This window comes from Buttiauxella sp. WJP83 (genome assembly GCF_027594725.1).
Lineage (GTDB): Bacteria > Pseudomonadota > Gammaproteobacteria > Enterobacterales > Enterobacteriaceae > Buttiauxella > Buttiauxella selenatireducens.
This window is the reverse complement of the sequence record NZ_CP110080.1, coordinates 1,055,402-1,081,654: the sequence shown is the minus strand read 5'-3', so window position 1 is coordinate 1,081,654 and position 26,253 is coordinate 1,055,402. Positions and strand designations below refer to the sequence as shown.

Below are 26,253 nucleotides of genomic sequence, written 5' to 3'. Positions count from 1 at the left end.
TAAAGAGCAGTGAGTTACGCGCTTTCGCTTGCTAACTCGAGGTGGCGTATATTACGCTTTCCTCTTTCAGAGTCAAGCGTTTATTTTCGCTTTTCGTCTGACTGACGGGCCGGTTTGTAAGCCGTTGTGCCGTGTCAGTGGAGGCGCAGTATAGGGATTTTCTGGAAGCTGGCAAGTACCAAAATGCAAAAAAATCACCGTTCGCTCACTTTCCAGGCAAACCACTATCACAAAGCATAATATCGCCTGGTTTTTAAACAAAAACGAGCCCCGAAGGGCTCGTTTTATCTTTTTTGTGATTTACTGCACTGCCACGATATGGTCATCTTTTACTTCTAAATGCACTGCTTTCCCAGGAATCAGCTCACCGGAAAGGATTTGCTGGGCAAGTGGGTTCTCAATTTGCTGCTGAATAGCGCGTTTCAAAGGTCTTGCACCATAAACCGGGTCGTAACCATTCGCGCTAAGCAGTTTCAACGCCTCTTCAGAGATAGTGACTTCATAGCCACGGTCTTCAAGACGTTTATACAAACGCTGCAACTGAATCTGCGCAATAGAAGCGATGTGTTTTTCACCCAAAGGATGGAACACTACGACTTCATCTATACGGTTAACGAACTCTGGACGGAAGTTCTGGCTAACGACACCGAGAACAATGTCCTTCATATGACCATAATCCAACTTGCCGAAACGCTCCTGAATCAAATCAGAACCGAGGTTAGATGTCATGATCACAACCGTATTACGAAAATCGACTGTTCTCCCCTGCCCATCAGTCAGTCGCCCATCATCCAACACTTGCAATAAAATGTTAAATACGTCTGGGTGAGCCTTCTCAACTTCATCCAAAAGAATGACTGAATAAGGACGACGGCGAACGGCTTCTGTCAGATAGCCCCCCTCTTCGTAACCCACATATCCAGGAGGCGCACCGACCAGACGCGAGACCGAGTGTTTTTCCATAAACTCAGACATATCGATGCGCACCATGGCGTCATCGCTATCAAACATAAAGTTTGCCAGCGCTTTACACAGTTCAGTTTTACCCACACCCGTTGGCCCAAGGAACAAGAAGGAACCAATTGGGCGATTCGGGTCGGCCAATCCTGCTCGGCTACGACGGATAGCGTTCGATACGGCCTCTACTGCTTCATTCTGCCCAATTACACGGGTATGAAGTTGTTGTTCCATACGTAGAAGTTTATCGCGCTCACCTTCGAGCATGCGAGCCACAGGTATCCCCGTCCAGCGTGCCAGGACTTCCGCAATCTCTGCGTCAGTGACCTTGTTACGCAGCAGACGCATTGTTTTACCTTCACTTTGAGTTGCAGCCGCAAGCTGCTTCTCGAGTTCAGGTATTTTCCCGTATTGCAGCTCAGACATACGCGCCAGGTCCCCAACACGGCGAGCCTGTTCAATCGCAATTTTTGCCTGTTCCAACTCAGCTTTGATAGTTTGTGTACCAGAAAGTGAAGCTTTCTCAGCTTTCCACTCTTCTTCCAGTACTGAATATTCCCGCTCTTTCTGACCTAACTCTTCTTCCAGCATACTGAGGCGTTTTTGGCTGGCTTCGTCAGACTCTTTCTTCAATGCCTGCTGTTCCAGTTTGAGCTGGATGATTCGACGGTCCAGACGGTCAAGTTCTTCTGGCTTCGAGTCAATCTGCATACGAATGCTGGAAGCTGCCTCGTCAATCAAGTCGATGGCTTTGTCCGGCAACTGACGGTCGGCAATATAACGATGCGACAACGTTGCTGCTGCAACGATTGCCGGGTCAGTGATTTGCACATGGTGGTGCAATTCGTACCGTTCTTTCAGCCCACGCAAAATAGCAATGGTGTCTTCCACTGAAGGCTCGGCAACAAATACTTTTTGGAAACGACGCTCAAGTGCTGCGTCCTTTTCTATATATTGACGATATTCATCCAGCGTGGTCGCCCCTACACAATGCAGCTCACCTCGCGCCAACGCAGGTTTGAGCATATTGCCCGCGTCCATTGCACCATCGGCTTTACCCGCTCCAACCATCGTGTGCAATTCATCTATAAATAGAATGACATTCCCTTCCTGTTTAGAAAGGTCATTGAGCACACCTTTAAGGCGCTCTTCAAATTCACCACGATACTTTGCACCCGCTACCAGTGACCCCATATCCAGCGATAATACTCGGCGCCCTTTCAAACCTTCAGGGACTTCGCCATTAATAATGCGCTGGGCCAGGCCTTCAACAATGGCGGTTTTACCCACCCCTGGTTCACCAATGAGTACCGGGTTATTTTTAGTACGGCGCTGCAAAACCTGGATAGTGCGACGAATTTCTTCATCACGACCGATAACGGGATCGAGCTTGCCCTGCTCCGCACGTTCGGTCAGATCAACAGTATATTTTTTCAATGCCTGACGTTGGTCTTCGGCACCCTGGTCATTCACGTTTTCGCCTCCACGCATTTGCTCAATTGCTGCGGTCACATTTGCCGTGGTAGCACCCGCTGATTTCAGTACATCAGTTAATGTTCCGCGTGATTCAAGTGCTGCCAGAACAAATAACTCTGACGAAATGAAGTTGTCATTTCGTTTTTGTGCCAGTTTGTCACACAGGTTCAATACCCGGACTAAATCCTGCGAAGGCTGGACGTCACCGCCAGTGCCTTCAACTTGTGGTAAACGGCTTAAAGCTTGCTCAATATCGGTACGCAACTTGCCAGCATTTACGCCAGCTGAAGTCAGTAAAGGACGCACAGATCCGCCTTCCTGATTGAGCAGTGCGCTCATCAAGTGAAGGGGTTCGATAAATTGATTGTCGTGCCCGAGAGCTAAGGATTGGGCATCGGCGAGAGCAAGCTGGAATTTATTAGTAAGACGATCCAGACGCATAACTCCTCCCATATACAGGTCAAATTTGCTACTGGAGATTAAATGAGGTCATCCCTCAATTATTCAAGGTTAATGACCTGAAATATTTGAAGCTTTAGTTACCCGCACTGGATCGTCTTGATTCAATAGGTTATATCAGCCAAATGAAACTTGCCATACGGCCTGTGGTTCGGTCGCGTCGATATGAGAAAAAATCACCCGCTTCGCTGTAAGTACAACGGTCACCACCATAGACATGGTTGATCCCAACGGCAGACAAACGCTGGCGAGCCAGGGTAAAGATATCAGCAATGTATTTTTCCCCCGAAGGGCGAAAAGCGCTTTCAGCTTGTATATCTTTAGCCATGAATGCTTCGCGCACTTCAGGGCCAACTTCAAACGCTTCAGGACCGATAGCCGGGCCAAGCCACGCCATAATGTTTTCTGGCGCGTCTTTAAAACAGGCTACGGTTTCTTCAATCACGCCTTCGCACAAGCCACGCCATCCTGCATGAGCAGCCGCAACTTCGGTGCCTGCCTTATTACAGAATAGCACTGGCAGACAATCTGCTGTCATTACCGCGCAAACCGTACCCGGCGTCGAACTATAAGAAGCATCTGCACGTTTTGACAGATACGGTTCACCGGTAAGTCTTAGCACATCTGTACCATGCACTTGCTCTAACCAAACAGGTTTCGAAGGCAATTTGGCAGCAGCGTAGAACAAGCGGCGGTTTTCTTCGACATCACCCAGGTTATCACCGCAGTGAGCCCCAAGATTCAGCGAGTCGTAAGGCGGCTGACTAACGCCGCCAATACGTGTCGAACTGCAAGCGGCAACGCCTTTAGGAAGTGGCCAATGCGGGACGATCAATTTGCTCATAGCCAGTCCAGTTGATCCTTATGGAGTTCTGTATCAACACGCAACGCTTCAATCAACTCAACCATATCCTGAGGAATTGGCGCATGCCATTCCATCAACATACCGCTGATTGGATGATGAAGGCGAAGCATCGTTGCATGTAGAGCCTGACGGTCAAACTTGCGCAGTACATTTACAAACTCTTCTGACGCACCTTTAGGTGGGCGAGGACGGCCACCGTACAGCTGATCGCCAACTAATGGATGAGTAATATGCGCCATATGAACACGAATCTGGTGCGTACGGCCCGTTTCCAGACGCAAACGCAAACGCGTGTGCACACGGAAGTGCTCCATGATTCGATAATGCGTGACCGCTGGTTTACCCATCGGATGTACAGACATGTGAGTACGCTTGGTCGGATGGCGGCTAATTGGCTCTTCCACTGTGCCACCGGCAGTCATATGACCGATTGCAACGGCTTCATATTCACGCGTGATTTCACGTAACTGCAATGCCTCAACAAGGTGAGTTTGCGCAGGAACGGTTTTCGCCACGACCATCAAGCCTGTCGTGTCTTTATCCAGACGATGCACGATGCCAGCACGTGGTACATCGGCAATCGGCGGATAATAATGCAGCAGTGCATTTAGTACGGTCCCATCAGGGTTACCCGCACCAGGATGCACAACGAAATCACGCGGTTTGTTGATCACCAGAATATCGTCATCTTCATAGACAATATTGAGCGGGATATCTTGTGGTTCCCAGCGCACATCCTCTTCGATTTCAGCATTGATAGTGACGCTTTCTCCACCCAATACTTTTTCTTTCGGTTTGTCGCTGATTTTGCCATTGACCAGCACGCGCTGATCAAGAATCCATTCTTTTATACGCGAACGTGAATAATCCGGGAACAATTCGGCCAAAGCTTGATCTAAGCGTTGACCGAGTTGAGATTCGGATACTGTTGCGTTGAGTTGTACTAGTTGTGCCATAGACAGCTTCTTCGTTAACGTTGGGTTTTACGGCAATGCCGTTTAATATAGTGTGCTATTGTAGCTGGTCTTTATCGGGAGCTGGTACTGTGAGCCTCCCGGATAACATTCTGAGGAAAGTCAAAACGTCATGACGCGTATGAAATATCTGGTGGCAGCAGCCACGTTGAGCCTGGCTTTGGCTGGTTGCTCCAGTTCCAAGGATGAGGTTCCTGATAGTCCACCTTCTGAGATCTATGCGACTGCCCAACAAAAGTTGCAGGACGGTAACTTTAAAGCGGCGATAACGCAACTGGAAGCGCTGGATAACCGTTATCCGTTCGGGCCTTACTCGCAACAAGTGCAGTTAGATCTCATTTACGCTTACTATAAGAATGCTGACTTGCCACTGGCTCAGGCAGCTATTGACCGCTTTATGCGTCTAAATCCTACCCATCCAAACATCGACTACGTACTTTACATGCGTGGTCTGACGGACATGGCACTGGATGATAGCGCATTACAAGGTTTCTTTGGCGTAGATCGTTCTGACCGCGATCCTGCTCATGCGCGTGACGCATTCAACGATTTCTCTAAGCTGGTTCGAGGTTACCCGAAAAGCCAGTATGTCACCGATGCCACAAAGCGTCTGGTATTCCTGAAAGATCGTTTAGCGAAATATGAGCTTTCCGTGGCGCAATACTACACTAAACGCGGCGCATGGGTTGCAGTAGTTAACCGTGTCGAAGGAATGTTGCGTGATTTCCCTGATACTCAAGCCACCCGTGATGGTCTGAAGCTGATGGAAAATGCCTATCGTGAACTGCAAATGCCGGCTCAAGCCGAAAAAGTTGCAAAAATTATCGCGGCCAACGGCAGCAATACTTGATAGACCGATTTTAAAAACAAAATGGCAGCCCATGGCTGCCATTTTTATTGCCTGAAACACCATCCTGAAACGGTTTAGCGTCAGGTCATCCAATCAAATATGGACGCTATTTCTCCGTTCCACAAGCGCTAAAAACAGAGATCCTGTCCTGCCTCACAAAAAGGATTTGTTGACAAAAAGCGACAAAACAATGTGATTTACATCACACATTTTGACATTCAGAAAGGTATGCTGGAGTTACCAAGACGGGAAAGACAAGAGGTAACTTTATGACAATGAACATTACCAGCAAGCAAATGGAAATCACCCCAGCTATTCGTCAGCACGTCGCAGACCGTCTCTCTAAACTGGACAAGTGGCAAACTCATCTAATTAACCCACATATTGTTTTGTCCAAAGAACCGAAAGGTTTCGTGGCTGATGCCACCATTAATACGCCAAACGGCCAGCTCGTAGCGAGCGCCAAACACGATGATATGTATACGGCTATCAACGATTTGATCAACAAACTGGAGCGGCAGTTGAATAAAGTGCAACACAAGGGTGAAGCGCGTCGCACAGCAGGTTCAGTGAAAGACGTTGCTATCGCGGAAGTTGAAGAAGAGTAATGAATTAGCTTTGTTACACTCAACGCGCCTCCGGGCGCGTTTTTTATTGACAGAGCGAAAACAGAGCGAGTACCTTACTTGTCTGACTTATCAGGAACCAACCATGAAATTAATTCCGTTTTTCTTCGCATTCTTTTTTACCTTCCCCTAAATGGGAGGCAATTCGTCGTGTGATAAAGAATGCGAAGACGAACAAACAGGCCTCCCCAAGCGGGAGGCCTTTTTTATGGACTTCGAAAAGGTAGCGTTATGAGTGAGACAAACCCATTGCTGGCACTGCGCGATAAAATCAGCGCCCTGGATGTAAAATTGCTGGCATTGCTGGCAGAGCGTCGCTTATTGGCTGTAGAAGTCGGAAAAGCCAAGCTCGCAACTCACCGCCCGGTACGTGATATCGACCGTGAGCGTGACTTGCTGGAGCGTCTGATCAACCTCGGTAAAGCGCATAATCTGGATGCTCATTATATTACGCGCCTGTTTCAATTGATCATTGAAGATTCAGTTCTGACGCAGCAAGCGTTATTACAGCAACACCTTAATAAAACCAATCCGCAATCGGCTCGAATTGCTTTCCTTGGTCCGAAAGGTTCTTACTCGCACCTGGCCGCACGTCAGTATGCTGCTCGCCACTTCGAGCAATTCATTGAAAGTGGCTGTGCCAAATTCCATGACATCTTTAACCAGGTTGAAACTGGTCAGGCGGATTACGCCGTTGTGCCGCTAGAAAACACCAGCTCCGGTGCGATAAACGATGTCTACGATTTGTTGCAGCATACGAGCTTGTCCATTGTTGCCGAAATGACCGTGCCAATCGATCACTGCGTGCTTGTCAACGGTACGACAGATTTAGACACAATCCATACGGTATACAGCCATCCGCAGCCTTTCCAGCAATGCAGCCAATTCATTAACCGTTATCCGAACTGGAAAATCGAATACTGCGAAAGCACGTCTGCGGCGATGGAAAAAGTGGCTCAGGCCAACTCGCCACACGTCGCAGCGCTTGGCAATGAAGCCGGTGGGGCGTTATATGGCTTGCAAGTTCTGGAACGTAATCTGGCTAACCAGACGCAAAACATTACCCGTTTCATCGTACTGGCTCGCAAATCGATTGAAGTGACCGACCAGGTCCCAGCCAAAACGACATTACTCATGGCGACAGGTCAGCAAGCTGGCGCATTGGTAGAAGCCCTTCTGGTGTTGCGAAATCACAATCTGATTATGACAAAACTGGAATCGCGCCCGATAAACGGCAACCCGTGGGAAGAAATGTTTTATCTGGATGTTCAGGCAAACCTGAATGATGAAGCAATGCGCAAAGCGCTACGCGAGCTGGGTGAAATCACTCGTTCGATGAAAGTGCTTGGCTGTTACCCAAGTGAAAACGTTGTCCCTGTCGACCCTGCTTGATACTGACAGTAAGCCAGCGTCAAGCTGGCTTACTGGCTCACTTTGAATTTCAGTTTCGGCATCCCTGCAACCGCGACTTGAAGTGTAAAAATCGCACCAGAAAGCGGTCTTTCAGCAACTTCAGTATCACCCATATTTTCTCGCGTCGTCGTAATGAACAACGTTTTCATGTCATCGCCACCGAAACAGACCATCGTTGGGCAGCGTACCGGCAACTGATGTTCTTCCAGAACGTCGCCAGCAGGCGATAAACGCGCAATGCGATAGCCATCAAACAACGCCGTCCAGTAGCAACCTTCTTCGTCAATCGCAGCACCATCGGGTATCCCCTGCCCCGGCTCAAAGCGCTTAAACACTTCACGCTTGCCCGGTTCACCATTTTCGTCCAGAGGGGTTCGATAAATCACGCGGTTAGGTGTATCCGATGTGTACATCCATTTTTTATCTTCACTGAATGCCAGGCCGTTGGCGCCATGAATATCATGTTGGATAACATGCGCAGTCAGATCGTTATCTACGCGGCATAATAATGCCCCATTGTAGTCACCTGGTCCCCAAAATGTTCCGGCATAAAACCGTCCATCTCTGTCAGTTCCACCATCATTGAAACGAGCGAAAGCGGGGTTACTCGGGTTGTCACAGACTTTGCGAGTGATAAGGCCTGTGCGATTAGTGAGATAAATTCCACTTCGCAACGCGACAATAAAGCCCCCTGTTTCACACAAAGCAAAACAGCCGACTTCTTCGGAAAATTGAATCACATCGTGTTTACTGTTTATCGTGTTGTAACGATGAATTTCATTTTCAAGAATATCCGTCCAGTACAGGCAATTTTCCTCTGCACTCCACGTAGGGCATTCAGGTAAATGACCAGTGTAATCGAACAGAACTTGCGGCTGCGCCATTTCTCTATCCTTTATAGCCATGAAAAAAGCCACCCGGTTTCCCTGATGGCTTTTGAGTATAAAACCTTTATTGAAATTACGGTCGGCTATCATTTGCCTGACGTAACAACGTTCTACTTTCGCTCTGGAAGCGCTGTGCGTAATCGCCAAACCAATGTTCGACTTTACGGAAGCTGTCGATGAAAGCTTGCTTATCACCGTGCTCAAGTAAGCCAATTGCCTCACCGAATCGCTTGTAGTAACGCTTGATAAGTTCCAGATTGCTTTCGGAAGACATAATAATATCGGCGTAAAGCTGTGGGTCCTGGGCGAATAATCGACCTACCATCGCCAGTTCCAGGCGATAAATGGGTGATGAAAGCGCAAGTAACTGTTCGAGCTGAACATTCTCTTCAGCCAAGTGCAAACCATATGCAAAGGTTGCAAAGTGGCGCAACGCCTGAATAAATGCCATGTTCTGATCGTGTTCAACAGCGGTGGAACGGTGCAAACGAGCGCCCCAGACTTGGATTTGTTCCAGGAACCACTGATAAGCTTCCGGTTGACGGCCATCGCAATAGACCACGACCTGCTTCGCAAGACTTCCGCTATCTGGGCCGAACATTGGGTGTAACCCAAGAACGGGACCTTGATGCGCGGCCAGCATGGCTTGCAGCGGGCCATTTTTCACCGACGCCAGATCAACCAGAATACAGTCATCAGGCAAACGTGGAAGTTGGGAGATAACTTGCTCGGTAATATGAATCGGCACACTGACAATCACCATGCCCGCATCAACCATCAATTCCGCAGCCTGCGCCCAGTCTTCTTTTTCCAGAATGCGCACCTGATAGCCAGAAAGGGTGAGCATCTTTTCAAACAGACGCCCCATCTGCCCGCCGCCGCCGACAATAACCACCGGACGCAGCGCAGGAAACAGTGTTTTAAACCCTTTGTCATTCTCGCTCGAGTAAGACTCGCGCATGACCCGGCGCAGCACATCTTCAATCAAGTCAGGAGGAACACCCAGCGTTTCTGCCTCCTTGCGGCGTGAAGCTAACATTGCAGCTTCACGTTCCGGGACATAAATCGGTAAACCGTACTGGCTTTTGACTTCGCCAACTTCCGCTACCAATTCCAGGCGGCGTGCCAGCAACCCCAGCAACGCCTTATCCACTTCATCAATTTGATCGCGCAGCGCGGTCAATTCAGCCACCATAGTAAAACCTCTTATGCCTTACGCGCCGCAAGCGTGCCGTTCAGATCCTGATGAATCTCGCGCAGTAAGGTTTCCGTCGTTTCCCAGTCGATGCAAGCATCCGTTACAGAAACACCGTACTTCATTTCACTGCGTGGTTGCTCTGATGATTGATTACCTTCGTGGATATTACTTTCTATCATCAGACCAATAATCGAACGGTTACCATCTTTAATTTGAGCGACAGCTGATTCAGCCACACCCGGCTGGCGGCGGTAGTCTTTGTTTGAGTTGCCATGGCTGCAATCTATCATCAAGGCTGGACGGAGTCCCGCCTGCACCATCTCTTTTTCACACTGTGCGACATCTGCCGGGCTGTAGTTTGGCGCTTTGCCTCCGCGCAAAATCACATGGCCATCAGGGTTCCCCTGAGTTTGCAACAAGCAAACTTGGCCTGCCTGGTTGATACCAACGAAACGGTGCGGCATAGATGCGGCACGCATCGCATTGATCGCAGTTCCAAGGCTACCGTCAGTCCCATTTTTAAATCCAACAGGCATTGAAAGGCCCGAAGCCATTTCACGGTGGGTCTGGGATTCAGTGGTACGTGCACCAATCGCGGACCAGCTGAACAAATCGCCCAGGTATTGCGGGCTGTTCGGATCAAGTGCTTCTGTCGCCAGCGGCAGACCCATGCTGACCAATTCTACGAGTAAGTGACGAGCAATTTTCAAACCAGCTTCAACATCAAACGAGCCATCCATGTGTGGATCGTTGATCAGCCCTTTCCAGCCGACGGTAGTACGTGGCTTTTCAAAATAGACGCGCATCACGAGGTACAGACTATCGCTAACTTCTTCAGACAACGTTTTAAAACGACGAGCATATTCAATCGCAGTTTCAGGGTCGTGGATCGAGCAAGGTCCACACACCACCAACAGACGAGGATCGCGGCCAGCGATAATATCGGAAATCGTCTGGCGGGACTGTTCAATCTGCACTTCTTGAGCTGCAGTCAGCGGGAATTCCGCTTTCAGTTGATCCGGAGTGATTAATACCTGTTCGTCAGAAATATGAACGTTGTTCAGCGCGTCTTTTTGCATGATGGCGATCCTGTTAGCTCGTTTGCGATAGTCGTTTCCTCAGTGAGGATGGCACTACCTTACCATCTTTAGTAAAGAATGCAATCCATAATGCGTAAACAATAAATTACACAAAGAAAATAAATGCCGATTAAGGCACATTAAATCACGATTAGTGTAAACTTAAATATACATCACTGCATAACAACGCTTATTTCATGCTCAATCATGCACTCTGTAAAAATAGCGCACTGCAATGCCGTAAGCGCTCTATGCTCAGATAATACGCTTTGAAATGGATATCCCCACTATGCGCTACCTGGCCCTGATTCCGATCCTGTTACTGTCTGCTTGTTATGTTGATCCCTACACGCACGCTCCAACTCCGGCACCTACCGACTGGTACCAGGCAGGTTGGGATGATGCGATGTCTGGGCAGCCTGTAAGAAGTAACCCCGTCATTGCGCATCTGCATAACGATGAAAATGTGGATCGAGAAGAATGGTTAAAGGGATATGCAGAGGGTCAGCAGAGGATTTGTGATCCGAAGTTTTTAGCCATTCAGGGACAAAGCGGCAAATCATTCCCTTCCAGTTGTGAAACGCTGCCAGATGTAGCTGAACGCCGCGCAATATGGGAAAAAGCCAGCCGTGAAGGATTGCAGGAATCTTTGATGCGTTAAACAAAAAAGGGCTGCCAAATGGCAGCCCTTTACATGGATGTCGCGTTAGCGAAATCTTACTTAGTAAGACGCTCTTTGATACGAGCAGATTTACCAGTACGCTCACGCAGGTAGTACAGTTTAGCTTTACGAACGGCACCACGACGTTTAACAGTAATGCTGTCGATTACTGGGGAGTGAGTCTGGAATACACGCTCAACACCTTCGCCGTTGGAAATTTTACGAACAGTGAATGCAGAGTGCAGACCGCGGTTACGGATAGCGATAACCACGCCCTCAAATGCCTGCAGACGTTTTTTAGAACCTTCAACGACCCATACTTTCACTTCCACGGAATCACCCGGACGGAATGAAGGTACATCCTGTTTCATCTGTTCTTGTTCAATTTGCTTAATAATGTTGCTCATAATTTAATCTCTTATCCTGGGTAAACTGATGTATTGGGTGGTATTAACCATGCCCATCATGTTTATGTTGCTGTATTTGCGTGTTCCCGTTGGAACTCCGCCAGCAACCTTGCTTGCTCTTCAGTCAGAGCCAGGTTTTCCAGAAGTTCAGGTCTTCTAAGCCAGGTACGGCCCAGCGACTGCTTCAGGCGCCAACGTCGAATCTCAGCGTGGTTCCCCGACAGTAAAACTGGCGGAACTTCCATGCCTTCTAACACTTCAGGACGAGTATAGTGTGGACAGTCAAGCAATCCATCAGCAAACGAATCTTCGATTGCTGATGACTGATGTCCCAGAACTCCCGGAATAAACCGTGAAACTGAGTCAATCAGCACCATTGCGGGTAATTCACCGCCACTGAGAACGTAATCGCCGATTGACCATTCTTCATCAATTTCGGTTTGGATTACGCGCTCATCTATCCCTTCGTACCGACCACAAACCAGAATTAGCTTCTCATTTGTTGCCAGTTCGCTGACGCCTGCTTGATCAAGCTTGCGCCCCTGAGGTGAAAGATAGATAACCTTAGCACCTTCCCCTGCCGCTGCTTTCGCTGCGTGGATGGCTTCCCGTAAAGGGTTTACCATCATAAGCATACCCGGTCCGCCGCCGTAAGGACGATCGTCCACGGTACGGTGCCGGTCATAAGTGAAGTCACGTGGACTCCAGCTTTGGATGCTCAGCAGGCCATTTTTTACTGCCCGGCCAGTTACCCCGAAGTCGGTAATTGCGCGGAACATCTCTGGAAACAGGCTAACTACACCAATAAACACAAGCCAATCCCCATTACGCCGTCTTTTACCGTTAATCCGGAGGTTTTAAAAACCAGGATCCCAATCTACTTCAATGGTTTGAGTAGCGAGATCGACTTTCTTGATAACCTGCCCATCGAGGAACGGAACCAGCCGCTCCTTGATACCGAACGCATCCTTCAGGTTTGCCTTAATGACGAGAACGTCATTTGAGCCGGTTTCCATCATGTCGATGACTTTACCAAGCTGATATCCCTGAGTCGTCACTACCTGGCAACCCATAAGGTCTTTCCAGTAGTAGTCACCCTCGCCGAGATGAGGCAATTGCGTCGAATCAATCACAATTTCGCAATTAGTGAGAAGATTCGCGGCATCCCGATCGTCAACACCTTTCAGCTTGATGATCAGATCCTGATTGTGGTGCTTCCAGCTTTCCAGCTGTACTTGCTGCCACTGACCCGCCTTCTGGATAAACCAGGGCTGATAGTCAAAAATGCTATCGGCGTCTTCGGTGGAGGAAAACACTCTGAGCCAACCACGAATACCGTAGCAGGATCCCATCTTACCCAATACGATTGGATTAACAGGTGCCTTTGCGGAGATTTGATTGCTCATCATGACCACCGTGACAGATTAAGCTGCTTTTTTTGCTGCTTTGATCAGCGCAGATACGCGATCAGAAACGGTTGCGCCTTGGCCAACCCAATGCTCGATGCGATCCAGATCCAGGCGAGTAGCCTCGTCTTTTTCGCTAGCGATAGGGTTGAAGAAACCAACGCGCTCAATGAAGCGACCGTTACGTGCATTACGGCTGTCAGTAACAACAACCTGGTAGAACGGACGCTTTTTTGCGCCGTGACGTGCTAAACGAATAGTTACCATAACATCCTCTTTAGTGAATAAAACACCGGGCCCCGTCGAGGGACGGAGCCCGGTGTCATATTAAAAGCCCGAAAATTGTACTCATTCCTGAGCGGAAATCAATTTTTGTTTTGCTGGCGAAACAAAAATTGCAGAAATTAACGACCTGGGAAACCTGGCGGCATCATACCTTTCATGCCACGCATCATTTTCGCCATTCCGCCCTTCTTCATCTTCTTCATCATGCGCTGCATGTCGTCGAACTGCTTAAGCAGACGGTTGACATCCTGCACCTGCATACCCGCCCCCATCGCGATACGACGTTTGCGTGAACCTTTGATAATCTCTGGCTGCGCGCGCTCTTTGAGCGTCATGGAGTTAATAATGGCTTCCATACGCACCAGGACTTTGTCATCCATTTGCGACTTAACGTTATCCGGCAATTGCCCCATACCTGGCAATTTGCTCATCATACTCGCCATGCCGCCCATGTTTTTCATTTGCTTCAGCTGATCGAGGAAATCGTTGAGATCAAACCCATCGCCCTTCTTCAGCTTGCTTGCCAGCTTTTCAGCCTGAGCACGGTCGACTTTGCTCTCAATATCTTCGATAAGCGAGAGAACATCGCCCATCCCCAGAATACGAGAAGCAATACGATCAGGGTGGAAAGGTTCCAGCGCTTCGGTTTTTTCGCCTACACCCAGGAACTTAATTGGCTTACCGGTGATGTGACGAATAGAAAGTGCCGCACCACCACGCGCATCACCGTCGACTTTCGTCAGCACGACGCCCGTCAGTGGCAACGCTTCGTTGAAAGCTTTTGCGGTATTTGCCGCATCTTGCCCCGTCATGGCGTCTACAACAAACAGAGTTTCAACTGGATTAATCGCAGCATGAACCTGTTTGATTTCATCCATCATCGCTTCGTCAACGTGTAAACGACCAGCGGTATCCACCAGCAACACGTCAAAGAACTTCAGCTTCGCTTCTTTCAGCGCAGCATTAACGATATCGACAGGTTTTTGCCCGACATCGGAAGGGAAGAAATCAACACCAACTTGTTCAGCCAGCGTTTCCAGCTGTTTTATCGCCGCCGGACGATAAACGTCGGCAGAAACGACCAGCACTTTCTTTTTGTGCTTTTCACGCAGGAACTTACCCAGTTTACCTACGCTTGTCGTTTTACCCGCACCTTGCAGACCCGCCATTAACACTACGGCTGGCGGTTGCGCAGCAAGATTCAGGCTCGCGTTCTCTTCGCCCATCGCCGCGACCAATTCGGCACGAACGATTTTGACGAACTCCTGGCCCGGGGTCAGGCTTTTGTTAACTTCGTGGCCAACCGCTTTTTCTTTCACGCGGCTGATAAAGTCTCGCACCACCGGCAGCGCAACATCCGCTTCCAGAAGTGCCATGCGCACTTCGCGCAGAGTTTCTTTTACATTCTCTTCAGTCAGCCGCCCGCGGCCGCTGATATTGCGCAGTGTGCGCGACAGACGGTCAGTTAAATTATCAAACATTGTCTTTTGCCTAACGTGGTAACTTAGGGCCGCAGCTTGCGACACAAAACAGAATTTGGCGGATTATACCCTAAATAGTTCAAGTTGTGGGTAGGCGGCAAGGGAGCTTATCCCCACGAGCTTACTAAAGTAAGTGATTGGGGTAAGTGAGTGCAGCCAACACCCCCATAACTTGTAGTATGACGGGTATATAACATGAAGCCGCCTTTGGTGTGATGCAACGGTTAGAGTTGGAGCAGGCGGCAGGTAACGTTATACTGTTTTTTTTCATCTCTGGCTAATTGACCGACACTTTATATGCCTGTTTTCGCAATCCTTGCGCTTGTAGCCTATTCCAGCAGCCTCGCGCTGATTATCCCCAGTCTGCTGACAAAGAACAGCGGATGGCGTCGTTTCGCTATCATATCCGCCGTTATCGCGCTTGTAAGCCACGGTCTGGCACTTGAAGCACGTATTTTTACCGCCGACGGCGGTCAGAACCTCAGCCTGCTTAACGTCGGGTCGTTAGTCAGTTTGATGATCTGCACCGTGATGACTATCGTGGCTTCGCGAAATCGCGGCTGGCTACTGTTACCGATTGTTTACGCTTTCGCCTTAATCAATCTGGCGCTGGCGACCTTCATGCCCAACGAATTCATCACCCATCTTGAAGCCACGCCGGGTATGATGGTGCACATTGGCTTGTCGCTGTTTGCCTACGCTACGCTTATCATTGCGGCACTTTATGCGCTGCAACTGGCATGGATTGATTATCAGCTCAAGAATAAGAAACTTGCCTTCCGTGCTGAAATGCCACCGTTGATGAGCATTGAGCGCAAAATGTTTCACATCACCCAGGTCGGCGTGGTACTGCTGACGTTAACCCTTTGTACCGGCCTGTTTTATCTGAAAAATCTTTTCAGTCTGGAAAACGTCGACAAAGCGGTTTTGTCGATTCTCGCATGGTTTGTCTACATCGTTTTGCTGTGGGGACACTATCATGAGGGTTGGCGTGGTCGCCGTGTCGTGTGGTTTAACGTTGCAGGCGCCGCGATTCTGACGCTCGCCTACTTCGGTAGCCGGGTTCTACAACAATTCGTCAGCTAATTTTGCATTATTAAAGGACACTCCTTTTGGAACACATCTCAACCACCACGCTGATCGTTACCTTGATCATCATGGTGGTGGTTTCGGCGTACTTCTCCGGTTCAGAAACCGGCATGATGACGCTTAACCGCTATAAGCTGCGCCACCTTGCCAAACAGGGCAATCGCTCGGCCAAACGGGTCGAAAAACTCCTTCGCAAACCAGACCGCCTGATTAGCCTCGTGCTCATCGGCAATAACCTGGTCAACATTTTGGCCTCAGCCATTGGCACCATTGTAGGCATGCGTTTATACGGTGACGCAGGTGTCGCCATCGCCACCGGTATTCTCACCTTCGTGGTACTGGTGTTCGCTGAAGTCCTGCCAAAAACCATTGCCGCACTGTATCCGGAAAAAGTCGCCTTCCCAAGTAGCTTCCTGCTCGGGCCATTGCAAATACTGATGATGCCGCTGGTGTGGCTGCTCAACATCATCACGCGCATGTTGATGCGTCTTATGGGTATCAAAAACGTCAGTACCGTAAGTAGCGCATTAAACAAAGATGAATTGCGTACCCTTGTGCATGAGTCACACACAAAAATTTCCCGTCGCAACCAGGACATGCTGCTATCGGTGCTGGATCTCGAAAAAATGAACGTTGACGACATCATGGTGCCGCGCAACGAAATTGTGGGCATCGACATCAACGATGACTGGAAATCAATTGTTCGCCAGCTGACACACTCCCCACATGGCCGCATTGTGCTGTACCGCGACACGCTGGACGATGCCATCAGCATGCTGCGTGTGCGTGAAGCCTACCGTTTAATGACGGAAAAACAGGAGTTCACCAAAGAAACGCTGCTGCGTGCCTCTGATGAAATTTACTTTGTGCCTGAAGGGACGCCGCTCAGTATTCAGTTGGTAAAATTCCAGCGCAACAAAAAGAAAGTCGGTCTGGTCGTTGATGAATATGGTGATATTCAAGGGCTGGTAACGGTTGAAGATATTCTTGAAGAGATTGTTGGCGATTTCACGACATCGATGTCGCCAACGCTTGCCGAGGAAGTGACGCCGCAAAATGACGGCTCCGTCATTATTGAAGGCAGCGCCAATGTGCGTGAAATCAACAAAGCATTTAACTGGACGCTGCCAGAAGACGAAGCGCGCACCGTAAACGGTATGCTGCTTGAAGAACTGCAAGAGATCCCAGCCATCGACACGCGTGTGCGATTGAGCCATTACGACATCGATATTCTCGACGTACAAGACAACATGATTAAGCAAGTGCGCGTGACGCCTGTGACACCACTTCGCCAAAGTGTTGAAGAATAACTGATACAAAAAAGCCAGCCTTCACGGCTGGCTTTTTATTTCAAGCGGTTAAATCAAATTACGCTTTTGCTTTAGCCACAGAAACCATGGCTGCACGCAGTGTGCGACCATTCAGGGTGTAACCCTTCTGCATCACCATCAGCACGTGGTTTGGAGCAACATCTTCAGACTCAACCATGGCAATCGCCTGGTGGACATCCGGGTTGAACGGCACATTGGTATCGCCAACCACTTCCACACCAAACTTACGCACCACATCAATCATCGATTTCTGAGTTAATTCGATGCCTTCAATCATGGCGGCCAAGTCGGTGTTTGACTTGTCTACCACTTCCAAAGCGCGATCCAGGCTATCAATCACCGGCAGCAGCTCGTTGACAAATTTGTCCAGAGCGAACTTGTGCGCTTTCTCGATATCGAGCTCAGTACGGCGACGGAGGTTTTCCATTTCCGCTTTGTTGCGTAACACGCTGTCACGCTCGCGCTGCTGAACTTCTTCCAGTTGCGCTGTTAAATCGGCAATTTTTTCATCGCGCGGATCAACCACTTCGGCACCCTCTACGGCCTCGACTTCTTCGTGGCTTTCCATTGCAATTTCGTCCGAGACTTGCTCGTCTGGTGTTTTCTGATCTTTACTACTCATGAATTTCTCCGCGTTTTTAGCATTCATCTCGCTGGTTCGCTTATTATGGGGATCAGTTTCCGGGATTCAAGGGAACGTGACATATTGTCATAAACGACTGCATCACTGCGCATAAGGACCATCAGCATAATGAACAAACATTTCAACTGCATTGGTATTGTCGGGCACCCGCGTCACCCTACAGCCCTAACCACGCATGAAATGCTGTATCGCTGGCTCTGCACCAAAGGCTACGACGTCATTGTCGAGCAGCAAATTGCCCAGGAACTTAACCTCAATAACGTGAAAACCGGCACGCTGGCGGAAATAGGCCAACAGGCCGATCTCGCGGTTGTTGTTGGTGGTGACGGCAATATGCTTGGCGCAGCCCGCGTTCTTGCTCGTTATGATATCAAAGTCATTGGCATCAACCGCGGCAATCTCGGCTTTCTTACCGACCTTGACCCAGACAACGCACAGCAGCAACTCGCAGATGTGCTTGAAGGACACTACATTGCCGAGCGCCGTTTCTTGCTCGAAGCCCAGGTGTGCCAACAGGATACCCCAACGCGCCTGAGTACCGCGATTAACGAAGTGGTGCTACACCCAGGCAAAGTGGCGCACATGATTGAATTCGAAGTCTATATCGATGAGATATTCGCGTTTTCGCAACGCTCCGATGGTCTGATTATTTCGACGCCGACCGGCTCTACCGCCTATTCGCTCTCCGCTGGCGGACCAATTCTTACTCCATCGCTTGATGCCATCACCCTGGTGCCGATGTTCCCACACACGTTGTCTGCGCGCCCACTGGTCATCAACAGCAGCAGCACCATTCGCCTGCGCTTTTCAAATATGCGTAACGATCTGGAAATCAGTTGTGACAGCCAGATTGCGCTACCGATTCAGGAAGGTGAAGACGTATTGATCCGCCGCTGCGATTACCACCTCAATCTTATTCATCCAAAAGATTACAGCTATTTCAATACATTGAGCTCAAAACTCGGCTGGTCAAAAAAATTGTTCTAAAAAGTAGTCCAACCTCTTTACTGTATATAAAACCAGTTTATACTGTATGAAAACACAGTCATGTCTTTTCATACAGGAAAGCAATTATGCTGGCACAACTCACCATCAGTAACTTCGCCATTGTTCGTGAACTGGAAATTGATTTTCACCACGGCATGACCGCCATTACCGGTGAAACAGGTGCCGGTAAATCCATTGCGATTGATGCCTTAGGGTTGTGCCTCGGTGGTCGTGCGGAAGCCGATATGGTTCGCCAGGGTGCCAGCCGTGCCGATCTTTGTGCCCGATTCTCACTTAAAGATACCCCTGCCGCCCTGCGCTGGCTGGAAGAAAACCAGCTGGATGATGGACGTGAATGTCTGCTGCGCCGCGTCATTAGCAGCGATGGACGTTCACGCGGCTTCATCAACGGAACGGCGGTTCCCCTTTCTCAGTTGCGCGACCTCGGTCAGATGCTGATTCAAATTCATGGCCAGCACGCACATCAGCTTTTGTTGAAACCAGAACATCAAAAAAATCTGCTGGATGGTTATGCGGGTGAACCGGCTCTGCTTGCCAAAATGGCAGAAAGCTACCGCGAATGGCATCAAAGCTGTCGCTCGCTGGCGCAACATCAGCAACTGGCTCAGGAACGTGCAGCGCGTACTGAACTGCTTCAGTATCAACTGAAAGAACTCAATGAATTTTCGCCAATTGCCGGTGAATTTGAGCAGATTGATGAAGAGTACAAACGCCTGGCGAACAGTGGGCAATTGATCTCCGTCAGCCAGCAAGCGTTAGCTATCCTCGCTGATGGCGAAGATAACAATCTGCAAAGCCAGCTGTATACCGCGCGTCATTTAATGGAAGAACTGGTTGGGATGGATAGCAAACTTTCAGGTGTTTTAAACATGCTTGAAGAGGCCACTATTCAGATTACGGAAGCCAGCGATGAACTGCGTCATTATTGTGACCGTCTGGATCTTGACCCTAATCGTCTGTATGAACTGGAACAACGCATCTCCAGGCAAATCTCGTTGGCCCGTAAACACCACATTTCGCCGGAAGAACTGCCATTGTTCCATCAACAGCTCCTCGAAGAGCTACAACAGCTTGATGATCAAGCCAGTTCTCAAGATGAATTAATGCAGGCGGTAACACTCCATCACCAACAAGCACTGAGCATCGCGCAGGAGCTGCATCAGCGCCGTGCGCATTATGCAGCAGAGCTTTGCCAATTGATTACCGCAAGTATGCATTCGTTGTCGATGCCACACGGTAAGCTAGCCATTGATGTTGAATTTAATGAAAACCATCTGACCGCTGAAGGGGCTGACCGCATCGACTTCCGCGTCAGTACTAACCCAGGACAACCATTACAGCCACTGGCAAAAGTGGCCTCCGGCGGCGAGCTTTCACGTATCGCCCTCGCCATTCAGGTCATCACCGCGCGCAAAATGGAAACACCTGCACTCATTTTCGATGAAGTGGATGTCGGGATCAGCGGCCCAACGGCAGCCGTTGTCGGTAAATTATTACGTCAGTTAGGTGAGTCCACCCAAGTCATGTGCGTAACGCATCTGCCGCAAGTTGCCGGGTGCGGCCATCATCACTTCTTTGTCAGTAAAGAAACCGATGGTGAGATGACTGAAACTCACATGCAGCCGCTAGACAAACGCTCACGCCTGCAAGAATTAGCCCGTTTGCTTGGAGGGAGCGAAGTCACTCGTAACACGCTTGCCAACGCAAAAGAGTTGCTGGCGGCTTAACTTTATCGTTCAAAAAACAATCGCTCAGTCAGCATATTGTTAATTGAGCATGTTTTAAGCCAACTTTTTTGCCGTACCAGGGTCAGAGTTAAGCGCCTTAATGTTTTAAACTGCGTAAAGGTTTATTATCATCGGCATATTATGAATGAGCCATGTGCTGCTCGGGCCCGAAAAGGAATCAAATCACTATGCGCTGTAAAACGCTGACTGCTGCCGCAGCGGTTCTTCTTATGCTGACCGCAGGCTGTTCCACTCTGGAGCGAGTGGTTTACCGCCCCGACATTAACCAGGGGAACTACCTGACACAGAACGATGTGTCAAAGATCCGTACTGGCATGACTCAACAGCAAGTTGCGTATGCTTTGGGTACGCCAATGATGACTGATCCATTCGGTACAAGTACCTGGTTCTATGTCTTCCGCCAGCAACCAGGCCATGAAAAAGTGACTCAGCAAACGCTGACGCTGACTTTCAACAGCAGCGGTGTGTTGACCAACATCGACAACAAGCCGAAGCTGGAAAACGAATAACCAACAAAAAAGGTGCCGATGGCACCTTTTTTTTGGCTACTTCTTAGCGGATTTTTCTGCTCGTTGGCGTCTGAGCTCTTTAGGATCGGCAATCAGTGGGCGATAAATTTCCACCCGATCCCCCTCATTAACCGTGTCGGTCAATTTTACCGGACGGCTAAAAATGCCAACTTTATTCTTCGCCAGATCGATATCCGTACGCAGTTCAAGAATGCCTGACTTGGTAATTACCTGCTCAACCGTTGTGCCCTCTGCAACTCTGACTTTGAGCAAATACTGCTTTTCCGGCAGCGCATAAACGACTTCAACCGTGATATCAGGCGACACTGTAGACCTCTTTGGCACGAACGGTGAACGCCTGAACCATGTTTCCCGCTAACTCTTTGAAGATACGACCAAAAGCCAACTCGATAAGTTTATTCGTAAACTCAAAATCGAGCTGGAACTCGATACGGCATGCTTCCGCGCTCAGTGGTGTAAATTTCCAGCCTCCCATCAATGACTTAAATGGCCCATCGACAAGATGCATCAGAATACTGTGATTGCTGGTAAGCGAGTTACGCGTGGTGAACGTTTTGCTGATCCCCGCTTTGGAAACATCTACCGCCGCCGTCATCTGATCATGCGACGCGTCAATGATCCGGCTGCCAGTGCAACCCGGTAAAAAATCAGGGTAGGATTTCACATCGTTAACTAATTGATACATCTGCTCCGCGCTATAAGGCACCAGCGCAGTACGGGTAATCTGAGGCATAGCATTTCCTGAGAGTCACAAAACACGCAAATAATACCATTTATCATCATGCAAAGAAAAACTCTTAGCCCAGAGCCGTGCTAAGATATGCCTTCATCCTCGCAGCGAAGCGGGGTGTATTTGAACTCCTGGATTACTTATACTGAGCAGCACTATGACAAAGAAAAAAGCGTACAAACCAGGTTCAGCCACCATTGCGCAAAACAAACGCGCCCGCCATGAATACTTTATCGAAGATGAGTTTGAAGCGGGACTCGTGCTACAAGGCTGGGAAGTAAAATCTCTGCGTGCCGGGAAGGCCAACATCGGTGATAGCTACGTCATTTTGGTCGATGGCGAAGCGTTCTTGTTTGGTGCCAACTTTACCCCATTAAACGTGGCTTCAAGTCATGTCGTGTGCGACCCAACGCGCACCCGTAAACTTCTGCTTAACCAGCGTGAGCTTGATAACCTGTACGGGCGTATTAACCGTGAAGGCTACACCGTTGTCGCTTTGTCGATGTACTGGAAAAATGCCTGGTGCAAAGTGAAAATCGGCGTGGCGAAAGGTAAGAAACAGCACGACAAGCGTAATGATGTGAAAGACAAAGAATGGGCGGTTGATAAAGCCCGTATCATGAAACACGCAGGTCGTTAAGCTTATACCCGTCATACTTCAAGCTGCTTATGCGTTGGCTACTCCCGCTCACCCCAGTCACTTACTTGTGTAAGCTCCTGGGGATTTACGGCCTTGCCGCCTTTAAGCAACTCGAATTATTTTGGGTATAAATATTTGATGGATGGCAACACGCCATCCACTAAAGCCCCCAAACTATTTCCTCAAGCTACCGCTCGCGCAGTGATTCCTTCACCTTGTTCAACGGCTTCACCAGATAATCCATTACCGTTTTTTGCCCAGTTTTGATTTCTACACTTGCCACCATGCCCGGCAAAATAGGGAAGCGTTTTCCGCTACGATTGTGCAACTCTGCGTTTTGGGTGCGAACATAAACCCGGTAATAGTATTGGTCACGCTTCACTTCATCCTGCAAGGTATCCGGCGAAACCACTTCTACCGTTCCCTGTAAATTTCCATAGATTGATGAATCATAAGCGGTGATTTTCACCGTCGCCGCAAGTCCTGGCCTGATGTAGGCAATATCTCGTGGGTTGATACGCGTTTCGATCAGTAACTGATCTTCAAGCGGCACAATCTCCATCAGTTTGCCGCCCGGAGGCAAAACGCCGCCGACGGTCGTTACCTGCACATCTTTCACTACCCCACGTACTGGGGAAAAGAGTGACGCGCGGTCCAGCTGATCCGCTTTACCCGCCATCACTTGCAACTGCGCATCCAGCTCGGCGTTATTCTTCACCTGCTCTTCGCGAGCGCGCACTGCAAATTGGTTACGCGCATCGTCGATTTTGCCTTTCAACTCGGTCGCCTGGCGCTGCAAGCGGATAACCTCTACAGCCCCCGCCGCCCCTTTCGCCACCAGCGGTTGCGTCATTCTCAACTCTTCCATCACCAGCTTGTAAGAACTCTGCAAATTGGCGACGGTTTCATCCAGATTCCGACGCCGTGAATCGTAGAGTTGCTTTTCACGCGCCACCAAATCAGGCGCACGCAGTGACTCTGCGCTAAAGCGCAGCGGCTCACCGCTTAACTCAGAACGCAAACGTTCAGAGGATGCCCGCAGAGCCAGCGCCCTGGCGGCGGCTTCACCGTAGTTAGACTGAAAACGAGTCGGATCGAGACGCGCCAGCATTTGCCCTTTATTGACGATATCGCCTTCATGCACCAATAACGCGCTAACAATCCCACCGTCCAGGCTTTCAATCAGCTGCGCATGGCTCGATGGCGTCACTTTCCCGGTTCCTACCGTCACTTCATCGAGTGTGGCAAACCACGCCCAACCCGCGAAACCCAACAATCCCAGCAACGTTAACCACACCACCGATGAATAAAAGCGTCCCTGGCGAGCGAGATCATCCTGAAGACTTAATTGACTCATGGGAAACTCCTCAGGCGATAGAAGCCACATTGCTGTTGCGTTGAGCCTGATTAAGAATGGTGTCGCGCGGCCCGTCGGCCACCACTTTACCGTTCTCCATCACCACAATTCGGTCGACCAATTTCAGCAACGCCGGGCGATGCGTCACCAGCACCAGGGTGCGCCCTACCAGCCAGTTTTGCAGTTGCCGAATCACATAAGCCTCGAGTTGCTCATCCATAGAAGCCGTCGGTTCATCTAACAAAACGATTTGTGGATTGCGCACGATCAGGCGGCTCAGCAGCACCATTTGCCGTTGCCCGCCGGATAACCCTCGCCCGCCTTCGTTGATAATTCGGTCAAGACTGGCCGCATCTTGTTGCACCATCGACAACGCGCCACTAATGCGCAGCGCCTGGAGTAACTCACTTTCGCTGGCATGCGGGTGCCCAAGCATCAAATTCTGGCGCAACGTGCCGAAGAACAAACGCGAATCCTGAGAAAGAAAACCAATCTGGCGGCGCACATCCACCGGGTCGATATGGGCAATATCCACGCCATCAATAACCAGCTTGCCTTTGCTGGTGTTAGCCTGGCCGGAAAGTAATTTCAGTAACGTCGATTTCCCCGCGCCCACTTTGCCCAGTATTGCCACGCGCTCACCGGGTTTAATTTCAAGAGAAGAAATCGCCAGCGCCTGTTCGCCCTTTTCAACATCGTAACTGTATTGCGCATCCTGGAACTGGTAATGGCCCGCCAGCACTGGGCAATGGGCCATCTTGCGCTGAGGATCTTTATCGAGGGGTTTCTTAAGTAACTCATTCAGCCCTGTCATCGCCGTTTTGGCATGCTGCCAGCGGGAAAAGACCATTGTCAGTTGCATCAATGGCGCGATAGTGCGGGAAGATAACAGACTACAGGCGACCATCGTCCCGGTGGTAATGTCCCCTGCCAGCACCAGATAGCTGCCGAACACCAACATTCCGGCGTAAGTAATTTGCTGCACCGTCGATGCCCAACCACTCAGCCGTGCGCCCCAGATTCGCTGCTTCATACCGATATTCGCGCCAACCGAATGAGAGTGTTCCCACTGGCGTTGAAAATACGGCTCCGCCTGCAAGGCTTTGATGTCTTCCACCCCTTCGATGGATTCCACCAGCACCGCGTTACGCACCGCACTCTCACGCATCCCTTCTTTAGCCAGTTTTGCCATCGGCCACTGCACCAGAATGCCTGGAATCACGATCAGCGGGATCGCCAGTAAAGGGATCAGCACCAGTTCACCACCCACCAGAGCCATGATCCCGAGGAACAGCAGTACAAATGGCATATCCATTGCTGCCCCCACGGTGGTGGAGGTCAGTAACTCACGCACTTGATCAATTTCGCGCAACTGGGAAATAAACGATCCGGTCGATTTCGGGCGGGCATCGTTTTTAATCGCCATTGCCCGGGCGAAGAACAGAGAGGAAACGTGGAGATCGATGTGTTTGCCCATAATGTCGGAAATATGGGTACGGGAAAGACGGATGAAAAACTCCAAAAAAGCGGCAAACAACACACCGAAAAACAGCACCCATAAAGTCGGGATAGATTGCGCAGGGATCACGCGGTCATAGACCTGCATCGAAAACAGAATCCCCGCCAGTGCCAGCACATTACCCACTACCGACGCGAGGGAAATCTCAACCAGCTTGCGACCGGCATGACGGAAATGCTGCCAGAACCAGTGTGGCTCCCAGGGCTTAGTGAAGTCATCTATGCGGGCATCACTGCTACGCGCCGCGATGCCCAATAACACCACGTCCGCTTCCACCCGCGCCAGCAAGGTTTCCAGCGACTCTTCGCGTACCAGATCGCCCCCATCGCTCAGCCAGTAGCTGACCGTCCCTTCCGCGCTTAATGCTTCCAACAGAATCAGTGCGCCGCTATCGAGTTGCACAATGACGGGCAGCGTTTGCGTATGCCAGCGCACTTTTTCTTTCGGCATGATGCGCATTTGCAGTCCCATCAGCCCGCTTAACCGTTCCAGGCGATGAGGCAGTGGAAGATTTTCAAACCAGCGCATTTGTTGACGCACCGCCGGCGCATCCGCAGGTAAACCAAAACGCCCTGCGGCACGCACCATCGCGGCAATCCAGCATTCAGTATCAGGCAATTGAGACATGCAATAC

The 26,253-nt window shown here is 49.8% G+C and carries 26 protein-coding genes, 1 pseudogene and 1 other annotated feature; of the genes and pseudogenes, 11 read left to right on the top strand and 16 right to left on the bottom strand.

Annotated features, from left to right (window positions below; translation table 11 throughout):
* Positions 1-300 precede the first annotated feature (300 nt).
* The 3 genes from clpB to rluD form a co-directional block, all read right to left on the bottom strand.
* Positions 301-2,874 (bottom strand): ATP-dependent chaperone ClpB, encoded by a 2,574-nt coding sequence (clpB, locus tag OH773_RS05015; protein ID WP_270143586.1) that lies wholly within the window; start codon positions 2,872-2,874, stop codon positions 301-303.
* Positions 2,875-3,004: 130 nt separating this feature from the next.
* Positions 3,005-3,736, bottom strand: a complete 732-nt coding sequence (gene yfiH / locus OH773_RS05010; RefSeq protein WP_270143584.1) for a purine nucleoside phosphorylase YfiH — start codon at positions 3,734-3,736, stop codon at positions 3,005-3,007.
* Positions 3,733-4,713 carry a 23S rRNA pseudouridine(1911/1915/1917) synthase RluD gene (rluD, locus tag OH773_RS05005; RefSeq protein ID WP_270143581.1) on the bottom strand — a complete coding sequence of 327 codons (981 nt, stop codon included), beginning with the start codon at positions 4,711-4,713 and terminating at the stop codon, positions 3,733-3,735. The genes yfiH and rluD overlap by 4 nt, the downstream gene beginning before the upstream one ends.
* Before the next feature lie 130 nt (positions 4,714-4,843).
* Here rluD and bamD point away from each other — a divergent pair, with 130 nt between their 5' ends.
* The 4 genes from bamD (at position 4,844) to pheA (ending at position 7,599) form a co-directional block, all read left to right on the top strand.
* Positions 4,844-5,581 carry an outer membrane protein assembly factor BamD gene (gene bamD, locus OH773_RS05000; RefSeq protein ID WP_183270312.1) on the top strand — a complete coding sequence of 246 codons (738 nt, stop codon included), beginning with the start codon at positions 4,844-4,846 and terminating at the stop codon, positions 5,579-5,581.
* Positions 5,582-5,850: 269 nt separating this feature from the next.
* Positions 5,851-6,189 (top strand): ribosome-associated translation inhibitor RaiA, encoded by a 339-nt coding sequence (gene raiA / locus OH773_RS04995; RefSeq protein WP_183270313.1) that lies wholly within the window; start codon positions 5,851-5,853, stop codon positions 6,187-6,189.
* A 102-nt stretch (positions 6,190-6,291) separates the two neighbouring features.
* Positions 6,292-6,417 (top strand) — a sequence feature (Phe leader region).
* Positions 6,293-6,340, top strand: coding sequence for a pheA operon leader peptide PheL (gene pheL, locus OH773_RS04990; RefSeq protein WP_101706155.1), 48 nt, complete (start codon positions 6,293-6,295; stop codon positions 6,338-6,340). (Overlaps the previous feature by 48 nt.)
* 21 nt (positions 6,418-6,438) lie before the next feature.
* Positions 6,439-7,599, top strand: coding sequence for a bifunctional chorismate mutase/prephenate dehydratase (gene pheA / locus OH773_RS04985; RefSeq protein ID WP_270143577.1), 1,161 nt, complete (start codon positions 6,439-6,441; stop codon positions 7,597-7,599).
* Positions 7,600-7,628: 29 nt separating this feature from the next.
* Here pheA and OH773_RS04980 read toward each other — a convergent pair whose 3' ends face one another.
* From OH773_RS04980 to aroF, 3 genes are all read right to left on the bottom strand, one after another.
* A complete protein-coding gene (locus OH773_RS04980; RefSeq protein ID WP_270143575.1) occupies positions 7,629-8,504 on the bottom strand; it encodes an SMP-30/gluconolactonase/LRE family protein in 876 nt (291 codons plus the stop codon).
* A gap of 76 nt (positions 8,505-8,580) precedes the next feature.
* Complete coding sequence (gene tyrA, locus OH773_RS04975; protein ID WP_270143573.1) at positions 8,581-9,702, bottom strand: bifunctional chorismate mutase/prephenate dehydrogenase; 1,122 nt, start codon at positions 9,700-9,702, stop codon at positions 8,581-8,583.
* An 11-nt stretch (positions 9,703-9,713) separates the two neighbouring features.
* A complete protein-coding gene (gene aroF / locus OH773_RS04970) occupies positions 9,714-10,784 on the bottom strand; it encodes a 3-deoxy-7-phosphoheptulonate synthase AroF (protein ID WP_270143571.1) in 1,071 nt (356 codons plus the stop codon).
* 289 nt (positions 10,785-11,073) lie between these two features.
* Between aroF and OH773_RS04965 the strand changes: the two genes are divergently transcribed.
* On the top strand, positions 11,074-11,445 hold the full coding sequence (locus OH773_RS04965; RefSeq protein WP_270143569.1) for a DUF2799 domain-containing protein: 372 nt from the start codon (positions 11,074-11,076) through the stop codon (positions 11,443-11,445).
* A 56-nt stretch (positions 11,446-11,501) separates the two neighbouring features.
* Here the strand turns inward: OH773_RS04965 and rplS are convergent, their stop codons facing one another.
* The 5 genes and pseudogenes from rplS to ffh all read right to left on the bottom strand — a co-directional run bounded on the left by rplS (position 11,502) and on the right by ffh (position 15,024).
* The gene (gene rplS / locus OH773_RS04960) at positions 11,502-11,852 is read right to left on the bottom strand and encodes a 50S ribosomal protein L19 (RefSeq protein WP_034457314.1); all 351 of its coding nucleotides are present in this window, start codon (positions 11,850-11,852) and stop codon (positions 11,502-11,504) included.
* Positions 11,853-11,895: 43 nt separating this feature from the next.
* Positions 11,896-12,664 (bottom strand): annotated as a pseudogene (gene trmD, locus OH773_RS04955) (tRNA (guanosine(37)-N1)-methyltransferase TrmD).
* A gap of 45 nt (positions 12,665-12,709) precedes the next feature.
* Positions 12,710-13,258 (bottom strand): ribosome maturation factor RimM, encoded by a 549-nt coding sequence (rimM, locus tag OH773_RS04950; protein ID WP_270145683.1) that lies wholly within the window; start codon positions 13,256-13,258, stop codon positions 12,710-12,712.
* 18 nt (positions 13,259-13,276) lie between these two features.
* Positions 13,277-13,525 carry a 30S ribosomal protein S16 gene (gene rpsP, locus OH773_RS04945; RefSeq protein ID WP_064560612.1) on the bottom strand — a complete coding sequence of 83 codons (249 nt, stop codon included), beginning with the start codon at positions 13,523-13,525 and terminating at the stop codon, positions 13,277-13,279.
* Positions 13,526-13,662: 137 nt separating this feature from the next.
* On the bottom strand, positions 13,663-15,024 hold the full coding sequence (ffh, locus tag OH773_RS04940) for a signal recognition particle protein (RefSeq protein ID WP_183270321.1): 1,362 nt from the start codon (positions 15,022-15,024) through the stop codon (positions 13,663-13,665).
* Positions 15,025-15,321: 297 nt separating this feature from the next.
* Between ffh and OH773_RS04935 the strand changes: the two genes are divergently transcribed.
* Positions 15,322-16,110 carry a cytochrome C assembly family protein gene (locus OH773_RS04935; RefSeq protein ID WP_270143557.1) on the top strand — a complete coding sequence of 263 codons (789 nt, stop codon included), beginning with the start codon at positions 15,322-15,324 and terminating at the stop codon, positions 16,108-16,110.
* Positions 16,111-16,136: 26 nt separating this feature from the next.
* Positions 16,137-17,423, top strand: coding sequence for an HlyC/CorC family transporter (locus OH773_RS04930; protein ID WP_270143555.1), 1,287 nt, complete (start codon positions 16,137-16,139; stop codon positions 17,421-17,423).
* Between the two features lie 58 nt (positions 17,424-17,481).
* Here OH773_RS04930 and grpE read toward each other — a convergent pair whose 3' ends face one another.
* Positions 17,482-18,066 carry a nucleotide exchange factor GrpE gene (gene grpE, locus OH773_RS04925; protein ID WP_270143553.1) on the bottom strand — a complete coding sequence of 195 codons (585 nt, stop codon included), beginning with the start codon at positions 18,064-18,066 and terminating at the stop codon, positions 17,482-17,484.
* Positions 18,067-18,195: 129 nt separating this feature from the next.
* On the opposite strand from grpE, the gene nadK reads away from it, so the two are divergent.
* The 3 genes from nadK to bamE all read left to right on the top strand — a co-directional run bounded on the left by nadK (position 18,196) and on the right by bamE (position 21,352).
* The gene (gene nadK, locus OH773_RS04920; protein WP_270143552.1) at positions 18,196-19,074 is read left to right on the top strand and encodes an NAD(+) kinase; all 879 of its coding nucleotides are present in this window, start codon (positions 18,196-18,198) and stop codon (positions 19,072-19,074) included.
* An 86-nt stretch (positions 19,075-19,160) separates the two neighbouring features.
* The gene (recN, locus tag OH773_RS04915; RefSeq protein WP_270143550.1) at positions 19,161-20,822 is read left to right on the top strand and encodes a DNA repair protein RecN; all 1,662 of its coding nucleotides are present in this window, start codon (positions 19,161-19,163) and stop codon (positions 20,820-20,822) included.
* Positions 20,823-21,010: 188 nt separating this feature from the next.
* Entirely contained in the window at positions 21,011-21,352 is a 342-nt protein-coding gene (bamE, locus tag OH773_RS04910; RefSeq protein WP_183270327.1) for an outer membrane protein assembly factor BamE, read from the top strand.
* A gap of 36 nt (positions 21,353-21,388) precedes the next feature.
* Here the strand turns inward: bamE and OH773_RS04905 are convergent, their stop codons facing one another.
* Positions 21,389-21,679: an RnfH family protein gene (locus tag OH773_RS04905; protein WP_270143548.1), complete on the bottom strand. Its 291-nt coding sequence runs from the start codon at positions 21,677-21,679 to the stop codon at positions 21,389-21,391.
* Positions 21,669-22,106, bottom strand: coding sequence for a type II toxin-antitoxin system RatA family toxin (locus OH773_RS04900; RefSeq protein WP_183270329.1), 438 nt, complete (start codon positions 22,104-22,106; stop codon positions 21,669-21,671). The genes OH773_RS04905 and OH773_RS04900 overlap by 11 nt, the downstream gene beginning before the upstream one ends.
* 154 nt (positions 22,107-22,260) lie before the next feature.
* Between OH773_RS04900 and smpB the strand changes: the two genes are divergently transcribed.
* Positions 22,261-22,743, top strand: a complete 483-nt coding sequence (gene smpB / locus OH773_RS04895) for an SsrA-binding protein SmpB (protein ID WP_183270330.1) — start codon at positions 22,261-22,263, stop codon at positions 22,741-22,743.
* Between the two features lie 187 nt (positions 22,744-22,930).
* Here smpB and OH773_RS04890 read toward each other — a convergent pair whose 3' ends face one another.
* Together OH773_RS04890 and OH773_RS04885 are read right to left on the bottom strand one after the other, a co-directional pair.
* Positions 22,931-24,100, bottom strand: a complete 1,170-nt coding sequence (locus OH773_RS04890) for an HlyD family efflux transporter periplasmic adaptor subunit (protein ID WP_270143547.1) — start codon at positions 24,098-24,100, stop codon at positions 22,931-22,933.
* Between the two features lie 10 nt (positions 24,101-24,110).
* Positions 24,111-26,246, bottom strand: coding sequence for a type I secretion system permease/ATPase (locus tag OH773_RS04885; RefSeq protein ID WP_270143546.1), 2,136 nt, complete (start codon positions 26,244-26,246; stop codon positions 24,111-24,113).
* Between the last annotated feature and the right edge of the window lie 7 nt (positions 26,247-26,253).

Bases quoted from the DNA above. Each gene is read 5' to 3' on its own strand.
- tyrA (WP_270143573.1), bottom strand. From the start codon at position 9,702: ATGGTGGCTGAATTGACCGCGCTGCGCGATCAAATTGATGAAGTGGAT.
- yfiH (WP_270143584.1), bottom strand. From the start codon at position 3,736: ATGAGCAAATTGATCGTCCCGCATTGGCCACTTCCTAAAGGCGTTGCC.
- rimM (WP_270145683.1), bottom strand. From the start codon at position 13,258: ATGAGCAATCAAATCTCCGCAAAGGCACCTGTTAATCCAATCGTATTG.
- grpE (WP_270143553.1), bottom strand. From the start codon at position 18,066: ATGAGTAGTAAAGATCAGAAAACACCAGACGAGCAAGTCTCGGACGAA.
- bamE (WP_183270327.1), top strand. From the start codon at position 21,011: ATGCGCTGTAAAACGCTGACTGCTGCCGCAGCGGTTCTTCTTATGCTG.
- OH773_RS04965 (WP_270143569.1), top strand. From the start codon at position 11,074: ATGCGCTACCTGGCCCTGATTCCGATCCTGTTACTGTCTGCTTGTTAT.
- clpB (WP_270143586.1), bottom strand. From the start codon at position 2,874: ATGCGTCTGGATCGTCTTACTAATAAATTCCAGCTTGCTCTCGCCGAT.
- smpB (WP_183270330.1), top strand. From the start codon at position 22,261: ATGACAAAGAAAAAAGCGTACAAACCAGGTTCAGCCACCATTGCGCAA.
- OH773_RS04935 (WP_270143557.1), top strand. From the start codon at position 15,322: ATGCCTGTTTTCGCAATCCTTGCGCTTGTAGCCTATTCCAGCAGCCTC.
- raiA (WP_183270313.1), top strand. From the start codon at position 5,851: ATGACAATGAACATTACCAGCAAGCAAATGGAAATCACCCCAGCTATT.
- aroF (WP_270143571.1), bottom strand. From the start codon at position 10,784: ATGCAAAAAGACGCGCTGAACAACGTTCATATTTCTGACGAACAGGTA.
- OH773_RS04885 (WP_270143546.1), bottom strand. From the start codon at position 26,246: ATGTCTCAATTGCCTGATACTGAATGCTGGATTGCCGCGATGGTGCGT.
- rplS (WP_034457314.1), bottom strand. From the start codon at position 11,852: ATGAGCAACATTATTAAGCAAATTGAACAAGAACAGATGAAACAGGAT.
- OH773_RS04980 (WP_270143575.1), bottom strand. From the start codon at position 8,504: ATGGCGCAGCCGCAAGTTCTGTTCGATTACACTGGTCATTTACCTGAA.
- ffh (WP_183270321.1), bottom strand. From the start codon at position 15,024: ATGTTTGATAATTTAACTGACCGTCTGTCGCGCACACTGCGCAATATC.
- recN (WP_270143550.1), top strand. From the start codon at position 19,161: ATGCTGGCACAACTCACCATCAGTAACTTCGCCATTGTTCGTGAACTG.
- bamD (WP_183270312.1), top strand. From the start codon at position 4,844: ATGACGCGTATGAAATATCTGGTGGCAGCAGCCACGTTGAGCCTGGCT.
- nadK (WP_270143552.1), top strand. From the start codon at position 18,196: ATGAACAAACATTTCAACTGCATTGGTATTGTCGGGCACCCGCGTCAC.
- OH773_RS04890 (WP_270143547.1), bottom strand. From the start codon at position 24,100: ATGAGTCAATTAAGTCTTCAGGATGATCTCGCTCGCCAGGGACGCTTT.
- rpsP (WP_064560612.1), bottom strand. From the start codon at position 13,525: ATGGTAACTATTCGTTTAGCACGTCACGGCGCAAAAAAGCGTCCGTTC.
- OH773_RS04900 (WP_183270329.1), bottom strand. From the start codon at position 22,106: ATGCCTCAGATTACCCGTACTGCGCTGGTGCCTTATAGCGCGGAGCAG.
- pheA (WP_270143577.1), top strand. From the start codon at position 6,439: ATGAGTGAGACAAACCCATTGCTGGCACTGCGCGATAAAATCAGCGCC.
- rluD (WP_270143581.1), bottom strand. From the start codon at position 4,713: ATGGCACAACTAGTACAACTCAACGCAACAGTATCCGAATCTCAACTC.